Annotated in this window: 20 protein-coding genes; 6 read left to right on the top strand and 14 right to left on the bottom strand. The window is 37.5% G+C overall.

Going from position 1 to position 24,190, the window contains the following annotated elements:
* Window positions 1-78 precede the first annotated feature (78 nt).
* The 4 genes from rplI to QM491_RS02040 all read right to left on the bottom strand — a co-directional run bounded on the left by rplI (window position 79) and on the right by QM491_RS02040 (window position 2,461).
* Window positions 79-522: a 50S ribosomal protein L9 gene (gene rplI / locus QM491_RS02055; protein ID WP_283325589.1), complete on the bottom strand. Its 444-nt coding sequence runs from the start codon at window positions 520-522 to the stop codon at window positions 79-81.
* Window positions 523-608: 86 nt separating this feature from the next.
* Complete coding sequence (rpsR, locus tag QM491_RS02050; RefSeq protein WP_095160599.1) at window positions 609-860, bottom strand: 30S ribosomal protein S18; 252 nt, start codon at window positions 858-860, stop codon at window positions 609-611.
* Window positions 861-925: 65 nt separating this feature from the next.
* Window positions 926-1,288, bottom strand: coding sequence for a 30S ribosomal protein S6 (gene rpsF / locus QM491_RS02045; RefSeq protein WP_095160617.1), 363 nt, complete (start codon window positions 1,286-1,288; stop codon window positions 926-928).
* Window positions 1,289-1,492: 204 nt separating this feature from the next.
* Window positions 1,493-2,461: a DUF8428 domain-containing protein gene (locus tag QM491_RS02040; RefSeq protein ID WP_283325588.1), complete on the bottom strand. Its 969-nt coding sequence runs from the start codon at window positions 2,459-2,461 to the stop codon at window positions 1,493-1,495.
* Between the two features lie 217 nt (window positions 2,462-2,678).
* On the opposite strand from QM491_RS02040, the gene QM491_RS02035 reads away from it, so the two are divergent.
* Entirely contained in the window at window positions 2,679-3,344 is a 666-nt protein-coding gene (locus tag QM491_RS02035; protein WP_166550639.1) for a YggS family pyridoxal phosphate-dependent enzyme, read from the top strand.
* A gap of 153 nt (window positions 3,345-3,497) precedes the next feature.
* Here the strand turns inward: QM491_RS02035 and QM491_RS02030 are convergent, their stop codons facing one another.
* The 5 genes from QM491_RS02030 to QM491_RS02010 all read right to left on the bottom strand — a co-directional run bounded on the left by QM491_RS02030 (window position 3,498) and on the right by QM491_RS02010 (window position 8,263).
* On the bottom strand, window positions 3,498-4,214 hold the full coding sequence (locus QM491_RS02030) for a peptidylprolyl isomerase (protein ID WP_283325587.1): 717 nt from the start codon (window positions 4,212-4,214) through the stop codon (window positions 3,498-3,500).
* 70 nt (window positions 4,215-4,284) lie between these two features.
* Entirely contained in the window at window positions 4,285-5,211 is a 927-nt protein-coding gene (hemC, locus tag QM491_RS02025) for a hydroxymethylbilane synthase (protein WP_283325586.1), read from the bottom strand.
* A gap of 60 nt (window positions 5,212-5,271) precedes the next feature.
* Entirely contained in the window at window positions 5,272-6,396 is a 1,125-nt protein-coding gene (locus QM491_RS02020; protein ID WP_283325585.1) for a DNA polymerase III subunit, read from the bottom strand.
* Between the two features lie 98 nt (window positions 6,397-6,494).
* The gene (locus QM491_RS02015) at window positions 6,495-7,673 is read right to left on the bottom strand and encodes a GlmU family protein (protein ID WP_283325584.1); all 1,179 of its coding nucleotides are present in this window, start codon (window positions 7,671-7,673) and stop codon (window positions 6,495-6,497) included.
* Window positions 7,674-8,017: 344 nt separating this feature from the next.
* Complete coding sequence (locus QM491_RS02010) at window positions 8,018-8,263, bottom strand: type B 50S ribosomal protein L31 (protein WP_095160592.1); 246 nt, start codon at window positions 8,261-8,263, stop codon at window positions 8,018-8,020.
* Between the two features lie 821 nt (window positions 8,264-9,084).
* On the opposite strand from QM491_RS02010, the gene QM491_RS02005 reads away from it, so the two are divergent.
* From QM491_RS02005 to QM491_RS01990, 4 genes are all read left to right on the top strand, one after another.
* Window positions 9,085-11,556, top strand: a complete 2,472-nt coding sequence (locus QM491_RS02005; RefSeq protein WP_283325583.1) for a ribonucleoside-diphosphate reductase subunit alpha — start codon at window positions 9,085-9,087, stop codon at window positions 11,554-11,556.
* 203 nt (window positions 11,557-11,759) lie between these two features.
* On the top strand, window positions 11,760-12,212 hold the full coding sequence (locus QM491_RS02000) for a regulatory protein RecX (protein ID WP_283325582.1): 453 nt from the start codon (window positions 11,760-11,762) through the stop codon (window positions 12,210-12,212).
* Window positions 12,213-12,524: 312 nt separating this feature from the next.
* Window positions 12,525-13,697 (top strand): pyridoxal phosphate-dependent aminotransferase, encoded by a 1,173-nt coding sequence (locus tag QM491_RS01995; RefSeq protein ID WP_310589539.1) that lies wholly within the window; start codon window positions 12,525-12,527, stop codon window positions 13,695-13,697.
* A gap of 74 nt (window positions 13,698-13,771) precedes the next feature.
* Window positions 13,772-14,620, top strand: coding sequence for a prephenate dehydrogenase (locus QM491_RS01990; protein WP_283325581.1), 849 nt, complete (start codon window positions 13,772-13,774; stop codon window positions 14,618-14,620).
* Between the two features lie 68 nt (window positions 14,621-14,688).
* Here the strand turns inward: QM491_RS01990 and QM491_RS01985 are convergent, their stop codons facing one another.
* The 4 genes from QM491_RS01985 to QM491_RS01970 all read right to left on the bottom strand — a co-directional run bounded on the left by QM491_RS01985 (window position 14,689) and on the right by QM491_RS01970 (window position 18,768).
* A complete protein-coding gene (locus tag QM491_RS01985; protein WP_283325580.1) occupies window positions 14,689-15,291 on the bottom strand; it encodes a DUF4230 domain-containing protein in 603 nt (200 codons plus the stop codon).
* Window positions 15,292-15,461: 170 nt separating this feature from the next.
* Window positions 15,462-16,739, bottom strand: coding sequence for a glutamyl-tRNA reductase (hemA, locus tag QM491_RS01980; protein ID WP_283325579.1), 1,278 nt, complete (start codon window positions 16,737-16,739; stop codon window positions 15,462-15,464).
* A gap of 423 nt (window positions 16,740-17,162) precedes the next feature.
* Window positions 17,163-17,993: a group I truncated hemoglobin gene (locus QM491_RS01975; protein WP_283325578.1), complete on the bottom strand. Its 831-nt coding sequence runs from the start codon at window positions 17,991-17,993 to the stop codon at window positions 17,163-17,165.
* 349 nt (window positions 17,994-18,342) lie between these two features.
* Complete coding sequence (locus QM491_RS01970; protein ID WP_283325577.1) at window positions 18,343-18,768, bottom strand: heavy-metal-associated domain-containing protein; 426 nt, start codon at window positions 18,766-18,768, stop codon at window positions 18,343-18,345.
* Window positions 18,769-19,157: 389 nt separating this feature from the next.
* Here QM491_RS01970 and QM491_RS01965 point away from each other — a divergent pair, with 389 nt between their 5' ends.
* Complete coding sequence (locus QM491_RS01965) at window positions 19,158-20,069, top strand: SDR family oxidoreductase (protein ID WP_283325576.1); 912 nt, start codon at window positions 19,158-19,160, stop codon at window positions 20,067-20,069.
* A gap of 56 nt (window positions 20,070-20,125) precedes the next feature.
* Here the strand turns inward: QM491_RS01965 and QM491_RS01960 are convergent, their stop codons facing one another.
* Window positions 20,126-24,097 carry an Ig-like domain-containing protein gene (locus QM491_RS01960; RefSeq protein WP_283325575.1) on the bottom strand — a complete coding sequence of 1,324 codons (3,972 nt, stop codon included), beginning with the start codon at window positions 24,095-24,097 and terminating at the stop codon, window positions 20,126-20,128.
* Window positions 24,098-24,190 lie beyond the last annotated feature (93 nt).

The following is a 24,190-nucleotide window of genomic DNA, read 5'->3' as shown; positions in this document are numbered from 1 at the left end:
AAAAATAAGAAAAGCATCCCAGTATTGGGATGCTTTTCTTATTTTTCTACAAAATTCGAGTAGACGGTATCATAATGATTAGTCCGCTAATACTGTGAATTTCACTTTGTGTTTCACGTCTTTGTGAAGATCAAGAGTTGCAACATATTCGCCTACAAACTTAACTTCAGAATCCAAAGAGATTTTCTTACGATCTACTTCGAAACCTTTTTCTTTCAACGCTTCAGAAATTTGAAGAGTTGTAACACGACCGAAAATTTTACCACTTTCACCAACTTTTGCAGCGATTCCAAGTGTTAATTCTCCGATTGAGTCAGCTAATGTTTGAGCATCTAACTTGATTTTTTCAAGTTTGTGAGCAATTTGCTTAAGGTTTTCAGCAAGAATTTTCTTGTTTGATGGCGTTGCCATTACTGCGAAACCTTGCGGAATGAGATAGTTACGACCATAACCAGGCTTTACCGTAACAACATCGTTTTTATAGCCAAGACCTGCGATGTCAGTCTTTAAGATGATTTCCATTTTTGTAAAAGATTTTTAGTCAATGATTGTAAAACAATCCTAAACTTCTAACTCTAATTTTTTGCGTATCGACAACGCGACAATTACTATTTCAAACCGTCTGCTACGAATGGCATTAAAGCCAAGTGACGAGCACGTTTAACAGCTTGAGCTACTTTTCTTTGGTATTTCAAAGAAGTACCTGTAATACGACGAGGAAGAATTTTTCCTTGTTCGTTAACCAACTTCAATAAGAAGTCTGGGTTTTTGTAGTCGATATACTTGATGCCTGATTTTTTGAAACGGCAATATTTCTTGCGTACTACGCTTTTGTCAACTGGTTCGTTTACTAAAGTCATGATTTCTTAAGTTTAAGTTGTGAATCGTGTTTTCTAGAAATGTTAAAACATTTCAATTCAACAGCTTATTCAGCTTTCGCTTCTTGTTTTTTACCTACTAAACCTTTTCTCTTGCGGTCGTTGTATTCAATCGCATGTTTGTCAAGTACTGTTGTCAAGTAACGAATTACTTTTTCATCACGCTTGTATTCAAGTTCCAATTTAGCAACGATTGTTGGTGCTGCAGTGAACTCAAAAATTTGGTAAAATCCAGTGTTTTTGTTCTGAATAGGGTACGCCAGCTTACGAATTCCCCATGCTTCCTCGTTAACGATTTCTGCACCGTTATCGGTCAAAACTTTTTTGAATTTTTCAACGGCGTCCTTTGTCTGCTGTTCTGACAAAACGGGAGTTAAGATGAACACCGTTTCATAATTACGTAATTCCATAAAAATGATATATTTTATAAACTGTTTTTTAAAAGGATTGCAAAGGTAATTATTTTAAGACAATTGTCAAAACTTTCATAAGAAAGTTTTGACAATCAAGCTAATATAGCCTAAAATAGTAAGCGATAGAAAATAAGTATCGGGCTATTTAGCACCTACAACCTATCTTCTACCGCTTATTATATTGGAACGATGAACTTTTTTCTACTTCACTTCAAAAATCCCCTCTCCAATTTTAAAACCTTCTGCATACAACTCAATGGTGTGTTTGCCTTCTTTATAAGCCTGCCCACGACTATAGATAAATTCTACAGATTGATGTGAGTCATCGTAAACAATACGTTGTTTGGCTGTATAAGTTAAATCACGCCCATGATAGCCAAAATTACCAGACCCCGTAGCCATATCTGCAACGGTACTACCTGAAGGATCAATGATACGTAAATAAATCGTTTTGGCCTCTTTGTTGGTCAAAGGGTTTTCTTGTAAATAGAAAGTTATTCTGATTTTATCTACTTTTTTCGATTTATACACCCCTCCATCACTCTCTTTTCCTTTATTCGAGATAGCATAAACATTGATATTTTCGGCACGAAGCGCTGCCGCTTGTGTAACCTTATCAGATAATTCTTTATTTTTAGCTTCCATTTCACGCTGACGAGCAGTGAAGTTATTAGCTGAATCAAATAAGGCTTTTTGCGCTGACGAAATACCTTCACGCAACAACTCCGCTTCACGGCTTAATGAATCATTTTGAGCTACTAAAATGCCATTTTCTTTACGTAAACGAGTTATTTCATGTTCTTTTTGGCCTAATAATGCTTCGTACTTTTTAATCTTTGCTTCATATTGCTTCATTGAAAAACCTTTATCCAACTTTTCAAGTGCAAGTTTGTCTTCACTTAGTTGTTTTTTAGCTCGTTCTAACTCTCGTACATCTCCTCCCAAACGCTGTATTTCGGCAATTTTCATATTGAGCTGATTGGCAATCGAGTCTAACTTTGTATTGGCCGTCAATAACTCCTCCGCGTGCTCTAGTTTCAAATCTTCAATATCTTTATTGTGTTGCCTCTCACGCAAATACAAATACCCCAAAGCAACAGTCAGCATGGCGAGTACAGCAACGGCTACTTTTAGTTTTTGTTCACTTTGTCGATTTGGATTATACTCCATTGTTATTTGATATTTATGAGTTTGATAATCTTTAATGAGCAATTACAAAAGCTCTTAAAAGTATAAAAAAAACGTTATATGAGCATATTTAATTTTACAAAGCTAAGATATTACCGCAAAAACTAAAAGAACTTGTAGGGTATTACGACAAAGTAGTCAAATTTTACGCTTTCTGTGCTTTATCTTTGTATCATATTGCAAAACAATCCTACTCAAGATGACTATTGCTCAAAATATAGCTGATATTAATACGCAACTTCAAGGCACCCAAGCACACTTGATTGCTGTGACCAAAACCAAACCCATAAGCGATTTAGAACAAGCTTATCAAGCTGGCTGTAAGGTATTTGGAGAAAATAAAGTTCAAGAAATGGTATCTAAATGGGAAGTGTTACCCAAGGATATTCAATGGCATCTTATTGGGCACTTGCAATCCAATAAGGTAAAATATATAGCTCCGTTCGTTAGTTTGATTCATTCGGTAGATTCTTTTAAGTTGTTACAAGAAATCAACAAGCAAGCTGTTAAAAATGAACGGGTTATCGATTGTTTGCTTCAAATCTATATTGCCCAAGAAGATACCAAATTTGGACTTTCCGAAGAAGAGGCTATTGAACTACTAGAATCTCCAGAATTAAAGGAACTCCAACATATCCGCTTGGTTGGATTGATGGGAATGGCAAGTAATACCGATAATCAAGAACAAATTAGGGTAGAATTTAAAAGCTTAAAACAGCTTTTTGACCGTATTGCAAAGACTTATCAATTACCTAACACGGCTTGGAAAGAGATTTCGATGGGAATGTCAGGAGACTTTTTGATTGCTGCCGAAGAAGGTTCAACGCTTGTGAGAGTGGGCTCTGCTATCTTTGGACATAGATAAAATTGAGTGATTGTGCGATTTAGTGACTGAGTGATTATTTTTAATTTACATACCCGTGGAGACGTAAAGTATTACGTTTTTACAGGCAAAATTCATATAAAAATAATCACTCATTTACTCAATCACCACTCACTAAATTCAAGGTGACTCCTATTACAACCAATCTGTGTAACCATATTGAGCCGTAATCTTTTTCTTCTTTATTTTCTTACAAGAAATCTTCATCGCAATATCCATCAAAGGGCGGTTATTGCTATCTCTTTTTTGAGTAGCCACTGAGTCAATTACCCAGAGGTTATCTAACATCTGTCCGAATACTGTATAATTCCCATCCAAATGTGGTGTCCCTCCTATTGTTTTATACACTTGCTGTTGCTCAGGTGTATAAGTACGCAAAGGACTTCTTTTCATTTGTTCTGCCAGTGTTTTGTCATCCCAAACTTTGCCTTGCACTACATAAAACTGACATCCTGATGATGCTTTCTCTGGGTTGTTATCTCTTGCTGCTGCTATAACTCCTTTTTTATGAAAAATATTGGGTAAAATTTCAGCAGGAACTCTATACCCTACATCACCTTCGCCTAACATGGTTCCTTGTGCTGCTCCTTTTGATTGTGGATCACCACCCTGAATCATGAATGTGTTGATAACTCGGTGGAAAAGTAACCCATCATAAAACTTTTTGTTGACTAGCTTCAAAAAGTTCTTCTTGTGCAAAGGTGTTGAGTTATACAAAATACCGTGCATATCTCCCCAAGGAGTACTAATAGTCAATAAGTAATCTCTACGTTTTTTGAATAGCTGTGCCGATGAGACCTGACTAATTCCAAAACACAATAGACTTAATAATAACAATCGGTTTAGTTTCATATATAGCTTTAGGTTGTTGATGGCAAATTGGAGGCACTTCAAAAACTATACTCTTGTACCTGACTATTCTCTATAAATTTGCTTTTATTTCTTGCAAAATACGCCCTCCGCCCAAATCTAAAATTTTGTCTGCCAAAGCAAAACCAACTTCCTCTGGGTTTGAGCCTGAAAGAACCTCTTTGATAATTTCTTTTCCGTCCAAACTAATGATACCTCCTGTCATCGAAATGGTATCTGTTTCGGCATCATATTGCGCCAAACCAAACACAGGAATACTACAACCACCTTGTAAACGCTTCAAAAATGCTCGTTCGGCCAATAATTGTTTTTCAGTATGTGGGTGATTCAATAAACTTCTAATCTTTCCTTTGATGTCTGCATCCAAATTTACCGCACATTCAATCGCCACCGAACCTTGTCCTACAGCAGGCGTAAAAGTATCGGTCGTAATCAATTGAGCAATATGTTCTTCGTATCCCATGCGATGCACACCTGCAAATGCCAACAATAAAGCATCACAAACACCACTTTCGAGTTTGCCCATACGCGTTTGCAAATTCCCACGCATATCTACGGTTTTGATATGTGGATAAAAATGCTTGAGCATTGCCACACGACGAGTAGAGGACGTTCCAACAACAAAAGGCTGTCCGCTTTCCAAGGTCAAGCTTTTGTCAAAACTAATCAAGACATCGTTGACTTTTTCGCGTTCTGAAAACGCAATAATTTCGAAATTTTCACCTAAATCAGACTGCAAATCTTTCGCCGAGTGTTGAGCAATATGGATTTCACCAGAAAGAAGTTTTTCTTCTAACTCTTCTGTGAAAACACCTTTTGAGCCAATTTTTGATAAAGAACGATCCAAAATTTGGTCGCCTTTTGTTTCAATAATCACAATTTCGACTGGTAAACCACCTGCCTCTAATGTTTCTTTAACAAAATAGGCCTGCCACAAAGCTAATTTCGACCCTCTCGTTCCTAGTTTAATCGTTTGCATGCTGATATATAATTAGTATGTTGTGAATGACCGAGACTATTCTCATCCACCAGAATTTCTTTATTTCTGTTTAAATAATTTGGCAATCTGTAAAGACAAATCCAAGTGCAGGATTTTGGCACGAGCATTTCTTTCAAGGTAATAATGTGTTTGTGAAAACTCACCACTAATCAACTCTAAGGCACGTAAATTAACCGCTTTTGAAAAATTTTGTACAAAAGTTAACTCATCACCTTCTAGTCTCACGAGACTTTCTGCACCGCTTTTCCACATCAACAAATCCCTAAAGATATTCAGTCCATACTCCATCATACCTTTTTGGTCTTCTTTTGAAAAAGCATCAAACTCATCTGCCAATTTAACCAATGCTACCACATCAGGCTTGTAAGCCATTCGCATCCAATTGGCAAACCATTGATGTTTTCCTTGTCCTTGGTTTTTACTCAAGGCCAAAGCCTTATTGAGATTACCTTCCGACAAATAAGCGATCTGCTTGGCACGAGAACTTTCCACATGAGCCTTCTCAGCTAAATACGAAGTAATATCCTCATCCGAAAATTGTGGGATACTCACACGTTGAGTTCTTGATAAAATAGTAGTCAACAATTTGTTGGCGTCATTGCAAACCAATAAAAAAAGTGTTTTGGCTGGCGGTTCTTCAAGGATTTTGAGCAAAGCATTCGCAGAGCTTTGGTTGAGCATTTCGGGTTGCCAAATCAACAAGATTTTATATTCAGCCTCAAATGCTTTTAAGGATAATTTTTGTATAATTTTTCTGGCTTCCTCTGCCGAAATATTGCCTTGTTTATTGCCTTCTACTCCTATATGTTCAAGCCAATTGGGCAATGCCCCGTATGGTTGTTCAGCTGTAAAATCACGCCAAAGAGGCAAATAGGCGTCAGATTCTGCTTCTTTTACCTTCTTTGTCGTTGCTGTTGGAAAAATATGGTAAAAATCTGGGTGAACTAACTTGCGCATTTTAGCACAAGAAGCACAACGCCCGCAAGCATCATCGGGTTGTTTGTCCTCACAATTGATATAGGTAGCGTACGCCCAAGCCAATGCCAAATTACCCGACCCCACTGGCCCATGAAACAACTGCGCATGCGCAACGTGATTGCTCTGCACCGAATGAATAAGGGTCTTTTTGATGGATGATAAACCGGGTATTTCTCTAAATAACATAACTTTTAAACTGGCTTTGAGCTATTGGGAAAACAGATTGCTTTACCCTTTTAGACTTTCTACTTATTTTCCTGAAAATATTTAGGAAGTATTGAATCTTAGAATGCGCTACGATGCGCCTCGGTTTGTTCAAATACTGCTTTGAGAATATTTTCTTCTATTCCTTCAAAAACACGTCCTCGGCGCTCTAATACTGCACGAGCCACTTGGTTGGCTTTGCGCAAATGATAGGTTTTGAACCCTGCGCTACCACCCCAAGCAAAGGATGGTATATGCTTTGGCTGGAAATCTGCTCCAAAGATATTACAATTTATGCCAACCACCGTGCCTGTATTAAACATTGTATTAATACCACACTTAGAATGGTCTCCCATAATCAGTCCAGCAAACTGCAACCCTGAGTTTTCGAAACGATTTGTAACGTAACTCCAGAGCTCTACTTTCGAATAGTCATTTTTCAGGTTTGAATTATTGGTATCTGCTCCCCAATTACACCATTCAGCAATGACCGAATTTCCCATAAAACCTTCATGCCCTTTATTCGAGTTCCCAAATATGACGACATTACTTACCTCTCCGCCCACCTTACAACCTGGACCTATCGTAGTATTAGGTCGCATTTTGCCATCAAGATTTACGACAGACCCTTCCAAAATAGCAAAGGGTCCTTGAATTTTGGCACCTTCCATGATAATGACATCTTTGCCAAGGTAGATAGGTCCTTTCTCGGCATTGAGTGTAGCTGCTTTAATATTTACTCCCTCTTCTACAAAAATTTGCGATTCGTTATATACCGCTGTAAAACGGTCAGTTATTGGCTGAGAAGTTCGTCCATGAGTTATTCGGGCAAAATCGGCTTTGATTTGTTCCCCATTTAAAAGAAATATATCAGTAAATTGGCGAATAATTGTCGCAGTACCATCCCACTCTATCACCTCAATGGTATCGAGCGTGTCAAGCAAAGATGCCGATCGGTACGCCAAAGTAACACCCTCTAAGCTTAAAAGTTGTCCTGAGCTTAACCCTCGAATAGCCTCCAATAAAGCTGTATTAGGGCAAACGGCTCCGTTGATAAAGATATTATCTGATTGAAGTTGGAGTGGATATTTCTCTTGCAGATAATCTTGTGTCGCAAAAGAAACCGAATCGTCGAGATAGTCTTGCCATTTTTCAGTAATGGTATCTATTCCAAAACGGATTTCGCTAACTGGACGCACAAAGGTAAGAGGAAGCAAAATCGCTCTAATTGAGGAGTCATCAAATATGATATAATTCATCGGTATATATAAATTTGAATAGAATGAGTGTGTTGCACCGAATTTTTGCTGTGTTCCAGCAAACCTAAAAGATTCTTGGAGAGAATACTAAATTTTCGAATTAAATTAATGAGCTATCGACGATAACGATGTATTAAGAATAGCCCAATCTGATTCATAGTACTTTTCTAAGTTTCTCAAAAATTCAGTACTTTTTTTATAGTGTTTGATTTTGCCTCAAAAATACGCAATATATTACTTGTTATAAACGTCTTTGAATTGATTTTTAAAAACAAAAGCCTCTTAGCACGAAACTAAGAGGCTTTTTGGTACAACATGTAAGCCAAAGAGGCTTTGTTGTGAAATTATTTCTTCTGACCGAAACGTTTGTAGAATTTATCAACACGTCCAGCAGTATCAAGCAATACGTTTTTACCAGTATAGAATGGGTGAGATAAAGAAGAAACCTCTAGTTTGAATACTGGGTACGTTTCGCCTTCAAATTCTGTTGTTTCAGTAGTGTTAACGCAAGACTGAGTCAAAAATTTAAAGTCAGCAGACAAGTCATGGAAAACAACTGGTCTGTAATTTGGGTGAATGTCTTTTTTCATTTCTATTTTTTAGTTTTGAGACGATTCCCTGCCGTCTCGGTTAAATTGAAGCGTTTCGACAAGTCGTGGCTGGGAGGTTAGCGTTATCAGTAGGCCAATTATCTGAAGATAAGGCGATAACGTTTCACAAACAAGAGTCTCGAAACGGGACGCAAATTTACATTTTTTTTAGTGCTTTCAAAAACTTTTTTTCATGAAAATATTAATAGACAGCCGTTTACTCGCTAAAGATTTTTTTTTGAAAAAAATATTGTAGTAATATTCCAAGTTGCACTTTGTCTAGTGAACTGATTATCTAAAGTTTGAGTTGTACATTATAAATAATCGCTAGAGATGGCCTTGCGAGAACTATTTTTTTTCATTGCGTTGGGTAGATAAAATTACTAACTTTGAAGAAGAGAGAGCCTCACAGAAAACCAAACATCTCCGCTCAGTTTGAGCTAACTATTGTTTATTATTAAATCATTTTGACTGACAAGTTTCTTGATGCATCAGATTTGTACAGCTCAATAATGAACAATCTCGTTAAAAAACGCCTACTCCAAATTTCCTTAGTTTGGTAAGTAGAGCATCTAGGCCATTTTACTGCTAATACATTAATAATCTGCAAATTGAAAAAAGATTTGCAATTAGTAAAAGCTAATAAATTCGTAGCTTAGGTGGACAGCTACGCTAAATTTCAAATGTTCATCGTTTACAAGATATTCGATAGATAATGTTATAATCTTTTAAGTGAAAGTTTAAAATGTGTCTATCACCCAAAAATCCTTTTAGAAGAAAATTAGTGGCTAATGCTTTAACCCCTAAAATCAATAGTTGATATGTACGTTATTAAAAGAGATGGCAGACGTGAGTCTGTAAAGTTTGACAAGATTACCGCTCGAATCGAAAAACTTTGCTACAGCCTCGACCCTTACTTTGTGCAACCGCTGGAAGTAGCCAAAAAAGTAATTACTGGCTTGTACGACGGTGTGACAACGACTGAATTAGATAACTTGGCTGCCGAAACAGCCGCTTCGATGACTACCAAGCACCCTGACTATGCGGTATTGGCAGCAAGAATCGCTATTTCGAACTTGCACAAGAATACCCAAAAGTCATTCTCAGCAACGATGAAAAAGTTGTATAACTATGTCGATCCTAAGACTGGTGAAAATGCGGCTCTTTTATCGAAAGAAGTTTATGATATTATCAAAAAACACGCTGGTGAATTAGATGCTGCTATCATTTATGATCGTGATTTTGGCTATGATTATTTTGGTTTCAAAACTTTAGAGAAATCATATCTGCTTAAGTTAGACGGTAAGATTGCTGAGCGTCCACAACACATGTTGATGCGTGTGGCTGTAGGTATTCATTTTGATGATATAGAATCTGTACTTGATACTTACAACCTTCTTTCTGAGCGTTGGTTTACACACGCTACTCCTACCCTTTTCAATGCTGGTACGCCAAAACCACAAATGTCATCTTGTTTCTTATTAACTATGCAAGACGACTCTATTGAGGGTATTTATGATACGTTGAAACAATGTGCCAAAATTTCACAATCAGCGGGTGGAATTGGCTTGAGCATTCATAATATCCGTGCTATGGGTTCTTATATCAAAGGAACCAACGGTACTTCAAATGGTATTATCCCAATGCTACGTGTGTTCAACGACACTGCTCGCTATGTTGACCAAGGAGGTGGAAAACGTAAAGGTTCTTTTGCTATTTATTTGGAACCTTGGCATGCTGATGTATTCGATTTCTTACAACTTCGTAAAAACCACGGTAAAGAAGAAGTTCGTGCGCGTGATTTATTCTATGCACTTTGGGTACCAGATTTGTTCATGAAGCGTGTGAAAGATAATGACGTTTGGTCGTTGTTTTGTCCTCACGAATGCCCAGGCATGGATGAATCTTACGGTGAAAAATTCGAAGAACTTTACACTAGCTACGAAAAAGCAGGTAAGGCTCGTCGTGTGGTAAAAGCACAAGATTTATGGTTCGAAATTTTGGAAGCACAAACTGAGACAGGTACTCCGTTCATGCTTTTCAAAGACCACGCAAACCGTAAGTCAAACCAAAAGAACTTAGGTACTATCAAGTCTTCAAACTTGTGTACTGAGATTATTGAATATACTTCAAAAGACGAAGTAGCGGTATGTAATTTGGCATCTTTGGCTTTACCAAAATTCATTAAGCAAAATGAAAGAGGATTCTTAGAATTCGACCACCAACGTTTGTATGAAGTAACAAAAGTGGCGACTAAAAACCTCAATAAAATCATCGACCGCAACTACTATCCAGTAGAAGAGGCTCGTCGCTCAAATATGCGTCACCGTCCTATTGGCTTAGGTGTGCAAGGTTTGGCAGATGCCTTTATCTTGTTGCGTATGCCATTCGAATCTGATGAAGCTCGTCGATTGAACAAAGATATTTTCGAAACAATTTACTATGCTTCGATGGAAGCTTCGATGGAACTTGCCATCAAAGAAGGTCCTTACGAAACATGGGAAGGCTCACCTATCTCACAAGGTATTTTCCAATTTGATATGTGGGATGTAACACCAGATTCAAATCGTTGGGACTGGGAATCGCTTCGTAAAAAAGTAGTTGAACATGGCGTTCGTAACTCTTTATTGGTAGCTCCAATGCCAACCGCTTCTACTTCTCAAATTTTGGGTAACAACGAATGTTTCGAACCATATACTTCAAATATCTATGCTCGTCGTGTATTGTCGGGTGAATTTGCAGTGGTAAACAAACACTTGTTGAAAGACCTAGTAAAATTAGGTTTGTGGAGTGATTCAATGAAGAATAAATTGATTTCAGCTAATGGTTCGGTTCAAGGTATTCCAGAAATTCCACAAGACTTAAAAGAGCTTTACAAAACAGTTTGGGAAATCAAACAAAAAGCAATTATCGAAATGGCTGCTGACCGTGGTGCTTATATCTGCCAGTCACAGTCATTGAATATCCACATTCAAGACCCGAACTTCGGTAAGCTGACTTCTATGCACTTCTACGCATGGGAGAAAGGCCTTAAAACAGGTATGTATTACCTACGTACTAAGGCCGCAGCAGATGCTATCAAATTTACAGTTGAGAAGCAAGCCGATGTAGCCATCGAGCACGCAAACGTTGTACACGAACATGACCTTAATTATGAGGCCTATGCTGCCAATGCGAAAGCTAGTGCCAGCTCGTTCAACATTCCAGGACTGAACAACGTGACAGAACAAAACTGGTCTGCGATGCAATGCTCTATTGACGACCCAGACGGTTGTGAAGCATGCGGGTCTTAATTATTGGCTTTGGGCTTTGCCGTGAGCTATTAGTTTGCTGCACTAGCTAAAGCAATCTAAAATCCCTCAATCTGTCATGGATTGAGGGATTTTGTGTTAAAAATGAAAGGTTACAAAAGAAAAGGCATAAGGATGTTATGCAAAATGATCCGATAGCTGACTATCCAAAGCCTGAATCACTACTTACACTTACCTACATTTCTATGAATAAAGAAATTCTCAAAAAAGCCGCAGGATTCTGTGCGTATCAGGAAAGAACCCATCGAGAGGTAAAAGAGCGACTCGACGAATGGGGCGTGTGGGGTGACGAAGCCGATGAAATAGTAGTTTGGCTTATTGAGAATAACTATCTCAACGAAGAGCGATTTGCCAAAATCTTCGCAGGATCTAAATTTAGAGTCAAAAAGTGGGGCAGACTCAAAATTCGTCAAGAACTAAAAATGCGCGGCGTATCCGATTATTGCTTACAGATGGGTATGAAAGAAATCGACCCCGATGAATATATTCAAACTTTGGAAGATGTTCTTCACAAAAAAAGAGGTGAGATTAAAGATACCAATCCATTAGTGGTCAAACAAAAATTGCTTCGTTATGCTCTGAGTAAAGGATACGAGCAGGATTTAATTTGGGATGCCCTAGGTCGAATAGAACTTTAATGACTTGTAGAACCATGTCTTTGGCATTGAGATTTTTAGCTCTTTTCAACAAATTCTCTTTTTTTTTGTCAAATAATTTTTTTCAGACTACCTTTGAAGTCATGAACCAGTCAATCAACACATACCGTGCTTATTATTACTACGCTTTGCAGGCTTAGTCGGTTGTGTTATGACTTTAATTTGAAAAAATCAAAAAACTAATAATACACAAGCCGACTCAGTGAGTCGGCTTTTTTGTTAACCAATTATTCGATAGCCCTGATTATTTAGTGAAGAAAAACTTTTTACTAAATAATATGTCCTAGTAAAACAATGAACATAAAACCAGCATCCCGCATGAACTTGGTTCAGGAGTACTACTTCTCTACCAAACTAAAACAAATAGCAGATATGCGTGCATCAGGCATTGATGTGCTCAATTTAGGTATTGGAAGCCCAGATTTGCCACCGTCTGTCGAAACCATCGACGCCTTGACAGACAGCGCTGCACATCCCAAACACCACGCCTATCAAAGCTATGTGGGTATTCCTGCCTTGCGTGAAGGTTTTGCTCAGTTTTATCAAAAATTCTACGGTGTAACACTCAATCCTGTTAATGAAGTATTGCCTTTGATTGGTTCGAAAGAAGGTATTATGCACATTGCGATGGCATATCTGGAAGCTGGCGATGAAGTACTAGTTCCAAACCCTGGCTATCCGACCTACCGTGCAGCTTCGCTTCTAACAGGTGCTACTGTGGTAGATTATGACTTAGCTGAAGACAATGGCTGGTTACCTGATTTGGATGCTTTGGCACAAAGAGATTTGTCAAAAGTAAAATTGATGTGGGTCAATTATCCACACATGCCGACGGGTGCACAAGCCAATACTGAATTTTTCGAAAAACTCAGAGATTTTGCGATTGCTCATAACATTCTGATTGTAAACGACAATCCATATAGTTTTATCCTAAATGATTCTCCACAAAGTATTTTGGCGGTTGAAGGCATGAAAGAAGTGGCGATTGAATTAAACTCTCTTTCGAAGTCACATAATATGGCTGGCTGGCGTATGGGAGTTTTAGTTGGAAATGCCGAATTAATAAGTCATGTGTTGAGATTCAAATCGAATATGGATTCTGGAATGTTTTTGCCTTTACAAATGGCTGCAGTAAAAGCACTCCAAAATCCTCAATCTTGGTATGACTCTTTAAACGAAATTTACAGACAACGTCAAATCAAGGTATTTGAAATTATGGAATTGTTGGATTGTAAATATGATCTAAAACAAATAGGAATGTTTGTATGGGCTAAAATTCCAGATTCTTATACCAATTGCTATGAGCTTTCAGACGAGATTTTGCTAGGCTCGGCGGTATTTATTACCCCAGGAGGTATTTTCGGAACGGCTGGCGAAAGATATATTCGTATTTCGTTATGTGCCGAAATCACTCTTTTTGACCAAGCTATCCAACGCATTCGTCAGTCAAAGGGAATCTGTTCTTAGGATAGCGGGCTAAGCTTTAAATATATTTCAATATTTATCGGAAACGATAATTCCATCATTGAGCATTTACAAAAATGAATATATCAGTAGTCGGACTTGGTCTTATTGGTGGATCAATGGCCTTAAGTCTTAAAGAAAGTGGGTTTGCGGATTCGGTTATTGGCGTGGATAACAAAACCGAACACGTTATCAAAGCCTTAGAACTCCAGTTGGTTGACCGTGTGGCTTTGCTCAACGATGCCATCAAACAATCAGACATTATTATTTTGGCTGTGCCTGTAGATGCTCTGGTCAAGCTTTTACCAGAAGTTCTGAATCATGTTTCTGCAAATCAGGTAGTGATAGAAGTTGGTTCAACCAAAAAACCTGCGGTAGATTCTGTCAGAAATCATCCTAACAGAGGGAATTTTATTGCTACTCACCCCATGGCTGGTACCGAATTTTCGGGACCAGAAGCAGCTATTCGTAATTTGTTTGATAACAAAACTTGTGTTCTTTGCGATGTACAAGATTCGAAACCAGCGCTAGTAAAGATGATTGAAAAAATGTACACAGAAGGTTTGAAGATGCGTTTGACCTATCTTGACTCAGCAGCTCATGATGTACATACAGCCTATATATCGCACATCTCACACATTTGTTCGTTTGCTTTAGCTGCTACAGTTTTAGAAAAAGAAAAAGATGAAGAAAGCATCTTCAATTTGGCAAGTTCAGGTTTTGAGTCAACAGTACGTTTGGCAAAATCCAACCCTGATACTTGGATTCCGATTTTCAGACAAAATCAAGATAATATCATCGACGTACTTGATGAATATATCAATACCTTATTGAAATTTAAAGGTTTGATGTTAGCCGATGGTTACGATAAATTCAAAGACTATTTGACGCAGGCTAACGATATTAAGCGTATTTTGAATAAATAAGAGAAAAAGCTGATACATAAAGAAGGCACAATCGGATAATTCTATTGTGCCTTCTTTATATATTGACTTTATTTCAACCTTCTTGGAGTATCCTTCATTACATATTTAAGGACTACTTTTTTCCCAGAAACTTTTTCAATAAAAGGTTTCAGCATCTGTTCGGCGGATTCTTTGGTTTGCTCCAAAATACCCATCGATTGAGCAGACTGTTGCACCTGAACTTCGGCTTTCTGAAAAGCTTCATCTACTAATTTTGCTTCATCCATGAAGGCAAATTGTGTATCATATACCTTTGATTTGGAATGGTCTATTTTGTAGTTACAAATCTCAGGTTCAGGCAGATGAACAACTACTGTATCCTTCAATTCCTGTAAATCGGCAACTTTGATTTTTGTCAAATCGATACAACCTGTAGCTTCGCCCGTCACGATTAGCAAAACTTTGGCATCGGGCAAAAAATTCTTCTTAATTTTTGACTCTACTACGTCCCTGAAATTATATTTTACCAGCTCGATTTTACCCATTGAAGTAATTTCTTGAAGCAAAATATTATGACTTACTTCTGGAGTTGTAGAATTATCATTTTTCAAAAATTTATATTGTTCCCAAAGCCAAATTCCACCAGCAATAAGAAGGAAAAGCAATAGCAAACGGATGATTGTTTTGAGCATAGCCTTAAAAAATTAATTGTGTATCGGTAAATGAAAATAGGGTATCCGACATTCTTTATCTTTGAAAATCGTTATTCCTATTTTTATCAAGGTAACAAAAAAAGCCTACAAATAATTGTAGGCTTGAGGAATATTATCTTTAATAAACGGTATCTCTTAGTTGCAACAAATTAATGAGAATAAGATGATTCGTTTTGTTTTTCTAAATCAAAAATCTCGTTGATAACGTCTACCAATTGGTCAGCTTCACCACGTTTACAAGCTGCTTTGAGCTGTAAAACTGGCATCTTGATAATTTTTTGAACGATACCCATCGTGATTTTATCAAGTTTCTCTGACTCTTCAGGAGAAAGATTTTTCAAATGGCGTGCAAGCTCTTCTTTACGGATTTGCTCCAAGGCATTTTTTAATTTATTAATAGTTGGCGAAACAACCATTTCTTTTGACCAATCCTCAAAGCTAACAGTAACTTCTGATATAATTTGCTGCACGTGAGGAATAGATGCCAAACGCGTTTGTAAAGCCTCATCTGCTCTTTGGCGCAACGTATCTATGTTATACACCAACACTCCTGGTACTTCCTCTAGGTTTTCTTCTACGCTACGAGGTACAGACAAATCGATAAAATATTTGAAAGTAAGAATCTCCATTGATTGAATCATTTCTTTGGTAATCAATGGCTTGTCAATCATTACAGATGAGATAATCACATCAGCACGTTTGATTTCTTCTTCCATATCTACAAAATCGGCAATACGGAAATTATGTCCTTCGGCGATGGCTTCGGCTTTTGAGCGAGTACGGTTCATAACCGTAATTTCAGCAAACTCTTTGTCTGCCATATTTTTACAAACATCGATACCGATTTCGCCAAGACCTAAAATCAACACTTTAGGTAAAACGATATTTTGAGTTACCTCCTCAGTCAATGCTACGGCTGCGTATGAAGTAGAAGCTGCACCATCACGAAAGGCGGTCTCTTGCGCAACACGCTTGTTAGCAAAGAAAATCGTGTGCATCAAACGGTGCAAAAATGGCCCAGCCATATTTAGGTCAGCCGCAATTTGATACGATTGCTTTACTTGATTCGGAATTTGCAGGTCGCCTACTACTTGTGAATGTAGACCAGTAGCAACTTCAAACAAATGCTGTACTGCATCAGCCTGAGCGTTGTATTGTTGGAAATATGCAAAATATTCGTCAGTCGTAGCTATGCCTTTGTCAAGCAACAAAAGCTTAATAATATCAGTATTGCGGTTTTCCTCTGACACATAGTAAACTTCCGTACGGTTGCAAGTCGATACCAAAATGACTTCTTGGATATCGAACATATCTCTTATTCTGAGAGAGAAATTTTTGATTTCATCCTCATTCAAAGCTACTTGCTCACGTACCGCTAAGGGAGCCGACTTATATGATAAACTGATTGATTTGAATTGATTTTGCATAACTCTTAACTATTCCAAGCACAAAATTACAACATGAATAGACATTAATAACTCCATTTTTCGCTAATTATTTATACTTAAACATAATTTAGAATGAGTATAAATAATTACGATATTTTGAAAGATTAAAACTTGGAAATGTACTATTTTTAGGCTTAATCTTTCGTTAAATTTCATACTGCGAGTTAGTAAAATTTATCGCTCACGAATATGACTTTTATCACATTATGACATGACAATTTTTGCTAGTGCTCCAAAATTAGGTTGATGGTAATAAAGACAGCTATTATATTTTGATAGAAAAAAAGGAAGAAGTTTAAACGTAGTTATTAGTTTTTGAGGGTGAGTTATTAACAAAATATCTGAACTTTCATCAATTACTCACCCTCAAAATCATAAAAAGACATCAATGATTTTAGTTAATTATTGACCTACAATATCGGCACGCATACCACCTAAGGCAGTCAATAATTCGATTTTAGCTTTAGATTGGACATTGTATTTTACCAAAGAGGCTGTTAAATCTTCTACCAAAGCATTGAAATGTGCATCAGTGATTTTCATACCTTTATGAGCAGTTTTCATATCCAAACCTGTGTACTTTTCAGGTCCACCCGACGCCTGTCCTACTTGGTTAATAAGATTGTTACGTAACTTCATCAAACGAGCTTGATCTGCGGCAGCAGCAGCAAAAAAGGCATTGATTCGAGTATCAGCAGCTACTTTACCAATAAAATCATCAATCACAGCCGAAATACCTGCATTGGCTCCTAGTCGGTTGTACAATGCTACTTGTCCTTCAACAATATCGCCCTTCATACCAGCTAACGCTGTCAATAATTCTGTTTTTTCGGTTGTACCTACTTTGAATTTATCCAAAGCCGAAGTTAAATCTTCTACCAAAGCACCAAAATCGCCATCGGTAATACCCATACCTTTATGGGCTGTTTTCATGTCTAATCCTGTATATTTTTCCGAACCACCAGTTGCCATTCCTACCTGATTGATAAGGTTGTTGCGTAGCTTGGTCAAACGAGTAGGGTCGGCGGCAGCATCTGCAAAAAAGGCATTGATTCGAGTATCACTAGCCACATTGGCAATAAACTGGTCTATAACAGCCGAAATCGCTGTATTACCTCCAAGACGCAGATACAACGACTGCGTAGGCTGCATGTCATCGTCCTTCTTGCAAGATGTAAGCATGAGCATACCAGACATGAGGATAGTTCCCCATAATTGCGCAGATTTTTTCATATTTTTTTTGAAATTTGATTGGTGATTACAAAAGCTATCCATACCCGCAATGGTCAACTTTTGCGAATTAAAATAGAGAGAAAACGGGTAGATTTTAATCAATAAGAATTTAGTGTGTTGATATGCTCAACACTTAAAACAAAGCAGAATTTATTTATTAAAATAGTGTTATTCGATATAGAGTAAAGAATTAGAAGAAAGCACAAAATGGTCTCTAAAATGTATTTTATGTGCTTTCTTCTAATTTAATCATAATAGCAAGAAGCCAAATTTCGTTTTGACAAACAGAAATTTAATGACTATACGTAATCTTTTACGACAAACAGAGAACAGATCTTGTCGCTAAGAGTTACCTAAAACATAGAGCTTTTTTGGCATCTAATACAAAGTCAATGTAGCCCATAGGAATCGGACATTTGGGTCCTTCCATTTGACTAAACTCAAGCTTTGTTGCCATTACAGGAAACGTCTCTACTTTTTCTTTGAGTGTTTCCTCATTTACTTCATCAGCATGATAAGTCACACTAACGGTCTGATTTTTAGGATTTACAGTTGAGGCTGTTACTCCTACAGTACTTTCTAACGAAGAAGCCAGCGATGTGCTATCGGTCGTAGAAAGTGGCTTTGAGAGATTGAATACCACCAATTGGATGGGTTTCAAATTTAGCTTGTCCGCTAACGATGGTTCTTCCCAGTTTGCATACACTACAAAGGCCAAAAAGAGAGCACCCACAGTCAGTGAAACTGCCTTAACAATTTTCAATAAAGTTTTCATATACATTTCAGGATTTAAGTCAATTGTAAGGATTATCCGTATATATTTTCAAGGTAAATGGTACTTCTTGTCAAGGATAGTCAGTTACTATTTTTCCTTAATTTTTAATGAAAGTTTTAAAAGAAAAATAGGGATTAAAAATGATTTAAAGATAATTTATAACTACTTGGCTGATTGCGTAAAGGCCCAAACAACCATCGGCAGGTAAACCGATAGCTATTTTCGACTTACAAACATATCTACGACTTATACGAAGGTTCGGATTTACATAATTTTATTTTTTTCTATTTTTTTGATTTGTTAGTAAAAGGTTATGCTCTATCATTGTGAAATAACACGGTAAGCAATAAGAAGAGTACGTTGATTTTAACTATATCATATTAGGTAAGATGCAAAAAATTTTAATTACAGGAGCTAATGGACTACTAGGGCAAAAAATAGTTCATTTATTGGTCAACAATCCAACGATAGAACTAATTGCGACAGCGCGAGGAAAAAGTAGACTTAGTATTTCGGAGGGGTTCAGCTATCAAGAGATGGACTTGAGTGACCCAGTCCAGATACAGGAGGTAATCGATAAAGTGCGCCCTGATAGCATTATCCATACAGCAGCTATGACTAATGTGGATATATGCCACCAAAATCCAGAAGGTTGTTGGGAGGCCAATGTAACGGCCATTGAATATTTGATTGAGCAATGCCAGCGTCACAATATTTATTTATGTCACGTGTCTACCGATTTTGTTTTTGATGGAGAAAATGGTCCATATCACGAAGAAGACCAGCCTGCTCCTATCTCAGTTTATGGTAAAAGTAAATACGAAGCAGAGTTACGAGTAAAAGCATCAGGCTTACGTTGGAGTATTATTCGAACTGTTTTGGTTTATGGAATTGTACCTGATATGAGTAGAAGCAATATTATTCTTTGGGTAAAAAATTCGTTAGAAAGAGGTCAGGCAATAAAGGTAGTTAGCGATCAGCTTCGGACACCTACGTTGGCAGAAGACTTAGCCTTAGGCTGTTGGCTTGCTACACAAAAGCACGCACAAGGTATTTATCATATTTCAGGAAAAGATTTTATGAGTCCTTACGATATGGCAATAGCAACTGCTAATTATTTTGCTTTGGATAAAACACTTATCACTGAAGTTACAGCAGATACCTTTACGCAAGAAGCCAAACGACCTCCTCGAACAGGTTTTATATTGAATAAAGCTATCAATGAACTAGGTTATCATCCTGTTAGCTTTGAAGAAGGTATTTCGGTAATGGTAAAACAACTCAATGCTATACATGATTAATAGAAAAAGGCTGACATATATGTCAGCCTTTTTCTATTAATCATGTATCTGAAAACCTATCTAATTACTGATATATGTTTTGTTTTTTCGTAACCATCTAATTTTACTCTCAATATAAATGAATTGAAAGGTTGATTACTTAAATCAACTTGTTTGCGTGAGTCAAACTTATCGACTACATAATTCAATATCGAACGACCAGCTAAATCATATACCGAAACTTGTGCTCCAACTAAATCCTCAGCCACTTCGACCGTAAAGATACCTGTGTTTGATGGATTTGGATAAATACTCAATCCATCGAGATTTGGATCTGCTTTGAAAGCTTTAGCTAAAGAAATTTTCGAGTAGCAAACCAACCTGTTATCAGGTAATGCGATTGGAGTATAGGTAAAACTAGAGCGCACTTGATAGTTGCCATCTATTCTTACTTTAAGATCTTTAGCATTACCAGTAACTACCTTCCCATTCAGTAGCCATTCGTATCCGTTAGCATCACCATCGCCTGCTGATTCAATTGTATAAGAACCTATTTGTGTAACAACAGGGGTGATAGGAGTATTTCTAACATCGACAAAACGCTGTGTTGAAGCAGGAGAAAAACAACCATTAAAGTCCTGAACACGTACCGTATAATTGCCTCCACGTTTGGCATACCAGACATTATTAGCTCCATATCCTAATGAGTCTGTGTCTACCCACCAATACGCCTTAAAATTACTTATGGTATTAATTTGGACACTATCACCAGAGCAGAATATAGTATTACCTCCTGCAAAAATATTAGTTGACGCAGGAAGTGCATTTACTTTTGCTTCAATCGGGTTAGATGGTTTTGACAAACATTTGTACCCATTGATCGTTTGTACGGTATATAAACCTGCTTGATTGATAGTGATACTTCTAGTACTTGCACCGTTGCTCCACTTGTAACCAACATCAGCAGAAGAATTCAATATCAGACTTCTATCAGCACAGAAAGGATTTTGTCCTACAGCCGTGATAATAGGTACAGTTGGCAATGGGTTTACTGTAATTTTGGCTGTATCAGAATATGCAACAGATTGACAACCATTCGCATCGGTTACTTGTACCGCATATCCTCCTGCACCTTTTACGTATAAATCTCGCGTAATAACAGTCAATAATGTTCCATTAAAGGTCCATTTGTAAGATGCAGTGCCATTTGGTAAAGTATTTGGTAGGCTAGAACGCAACAACGCACTATCACCATCACAGATAATTTTACCATTCACAGCTTGAATAACAGGTTTGGCTGGTAAAGCATTGATTTTCACAATTTGTATCGAAGAATAAGCCGAATTACAAGTCTGAGAATCTTGTACTTTTACACTATATTGACCAGAGGTTTTTAAAATCACTGTAGCTGTCGTTGCTATTTCTTCTTGTGTATCTTCATTTCGCCAGCTAAACTTTTCCACATTCCCATTGGCATACAAAGCTACTAAGCTAACGGTATTACCTTCGCAAACACTAGTTGGCGTCAAAGCATAAATGGTTGGAGCAAGTGGAGCTACCAATACCACAATTCTCGATTTTTCAGAACTTGGTGAAACACAACCTTTTGCAGATCTTGTTTGAACACTATAAACACCTGATTTATTTATAGTTATGGATCTGTCAAAACTAGTACTTTGGGTAGCGCTCGTCGAGTCTGTCCAGATATATTGTGTTTCGGATACAGTAGATGTTAGCGTTACATTTTTATCGGGACAAAATGTTAGCGGACCATTGGCTGTAACAATTGGTTTTGCAGGCAATGGATTTACTGTTACAGGTACGTTGGCTGATGCCAAAACAGAGCGACAACCTTTATCATTAATGGCAATTACATTATAATTACCTGTAATTCGAACCGTAATAAAAGGAGTTGTTTCTCCTGTATTCCATAAATATCTATCAGATTGAGACGAAGTAAGCACTACTTGTCCACCAGCACAAAACTCCAAAGCTGAGGAGTATCCAATTACTGGCTGTGCAGGTCTTCCATTGATTGTGACAGTATAAACTGGTGAAACTACAGATTTACACCCCAAGGTATCAGTATATATGACCGAGTAGTTACCAGCGGTTTTGATAACTATATTTTTGGTAGTGCGGGTATCTGTCCACAAAAACGTGCCTTTGGTATAACTATTAACAACGCCAAGCTGAACACTATCACCCGTACAAACACCCAAGTTCACTCCATTCTGAAGTATAGGATTATTTGTATAAGTTACTACACTCAATATTGGTGTCGCAGGACGGGCATTCATTTTAGTAGTAATAGGATCAGATGCTACCGAATAGCATCCATTCGCATCTAAAGCTCGTACAGTAATAATAGAAGATTTTCTAATAATCAACTTTGTAGTTGTACTGGTAGTAGTATCAGCATCTGTATTTCGATACCAAACGTTTTTATAAGCAGTATATGACGAAGATAATCCTACAGTAAATCCTTCACAAAAAATAATCGGACTATCGGCAGTAATTGTTGGCTTTGTAGGCAATGTATTTACTACTACTGCAACCGAGTTTGATACTGGTGATTGGCAGCCAAAATTATTTGTAAAAGTCAAATTATAGGTTCCTGCTGTTTTAACGTAGATTGTCTGAGTTGTTTTAGCATTACTCCATAAGTAAGTACCAGTACCTTTATTGTCAGAACTCAACAAAATACTATCTCCAGCACATATTTTAACAGTTCCGCTAGGCGTAATAATTGGAGCAGTAGGAACTGGATTCACAGTAATTGTAATTGGACTGGATGCCGAAGATTTACAACCATTGACGTTGACAGCGCGCACTGTAATTGTATTAGAAACTCTTACTCTAATGGTATTTGCCGCTGTAGTTGTCGTATCTCCTCCGACTGAACGGCTCCATAAATTATTACCTGCGGTATAAGATGAAGATAAAGTCACCGAACCTCCATTACAAAAAGTAGTAATTCCGCCTGCGGATATTGTAGGCGTAGCAGGTAAGGCATTTACTACAACGGTTACTATATTTGATGAGCTAGACTCACATCCTGCTGTATTCTTAAATTTGACAGAATATGTACCTGCTGTTTTTGCATAAATCGTCTGTCCTGTTGCAGCATTACTCCAAGTATAAGTACCCGACCCCTTGTTATCTGAACTAAGTAAGATACTATCTCCAGCACAAATACTTACTGTTCCGCTTGGGGTTACTACCGGAGCAGACGGGTAAGTATTCATAGTAGTTGTTACAGCATCTGATGCTGGAGACAAACACCCATTATTGTCTTTTGCTACAACATATACAGTGTTGGCATCGCTCACAGTAAGTTTTGTGGTACCTGTAGTAGTAACAGAGACACCTACTGTTTTTGTCCAAATATTACTTCCAGCCGAATAAGACGAACTAAGTCCTACCGAACCGCCAGTACACAAAGACAAACTTCCATCGGGAGTTATGGTTGGTTTAGAAGGTGCGGAAGGATATAGTGTTAATGTAATCGTATTAGAAGTAGCTGAACAGCTTGATATTGCATCAGTTGTCGAAACTGAAAAAGAATAATTACCTCCTGTAACAATGGAATTACCAGATACAGTTAGCGTTTGAGACGACCCAACAGATGTAGCTCCTCTACTCCATGAATAATTAGTAGCTGTTGTTGATGAAAGTATGATACTACTCGTTCCACAAAAAACACCCGAAGTAGAACCATTTGCAGAAATTACAGGAGTTGTAGGAACTATTTGCGCAACAGTGTAAGCACTCACCGATAGCCATGCTCCTCCAATGGTTTCTTTATACCTTGCCGAATAAGTACCCGGACTAACAGTTATGGTACTATCAGAACCGATAATAGTCGATGTTTGCGTATTAGTCCATTCATACGCGGCTTTACTTTTAGGCAATCTAAGCTTTACCGTTCCATTGCCAGAGCATGTGTAGGTTCCTGATACAGGTGTGATGGTAACTTGCGAAATTCCGTACAGTACCGTCAAACAATTCAACAATACAAAAAAGAAGAGTTTGAAAATTTGTTTCATAATTGCTAATATTTTACTCTTTTGGGATGCTTTCTAAATAAGACGTGCATTGTTAACTATATGGGTCAAAGTACTTTATTATGATTCTTCTTT

This window comes from Flectobacillus longus (genome assembly GCF_030056705.1).
In the GTDB taxonomy this organism is placed as follows: Bacteria; Bacteroidota; Bacteroidia; order Cytophagales; family Spirosomataceae; genus Flectobacillus; species Flectobacillus longus.
Note: the sequence above shows the minus strand (reverse complement) of the source record. Positions and strands in the feature narration are given on the sequence as shown.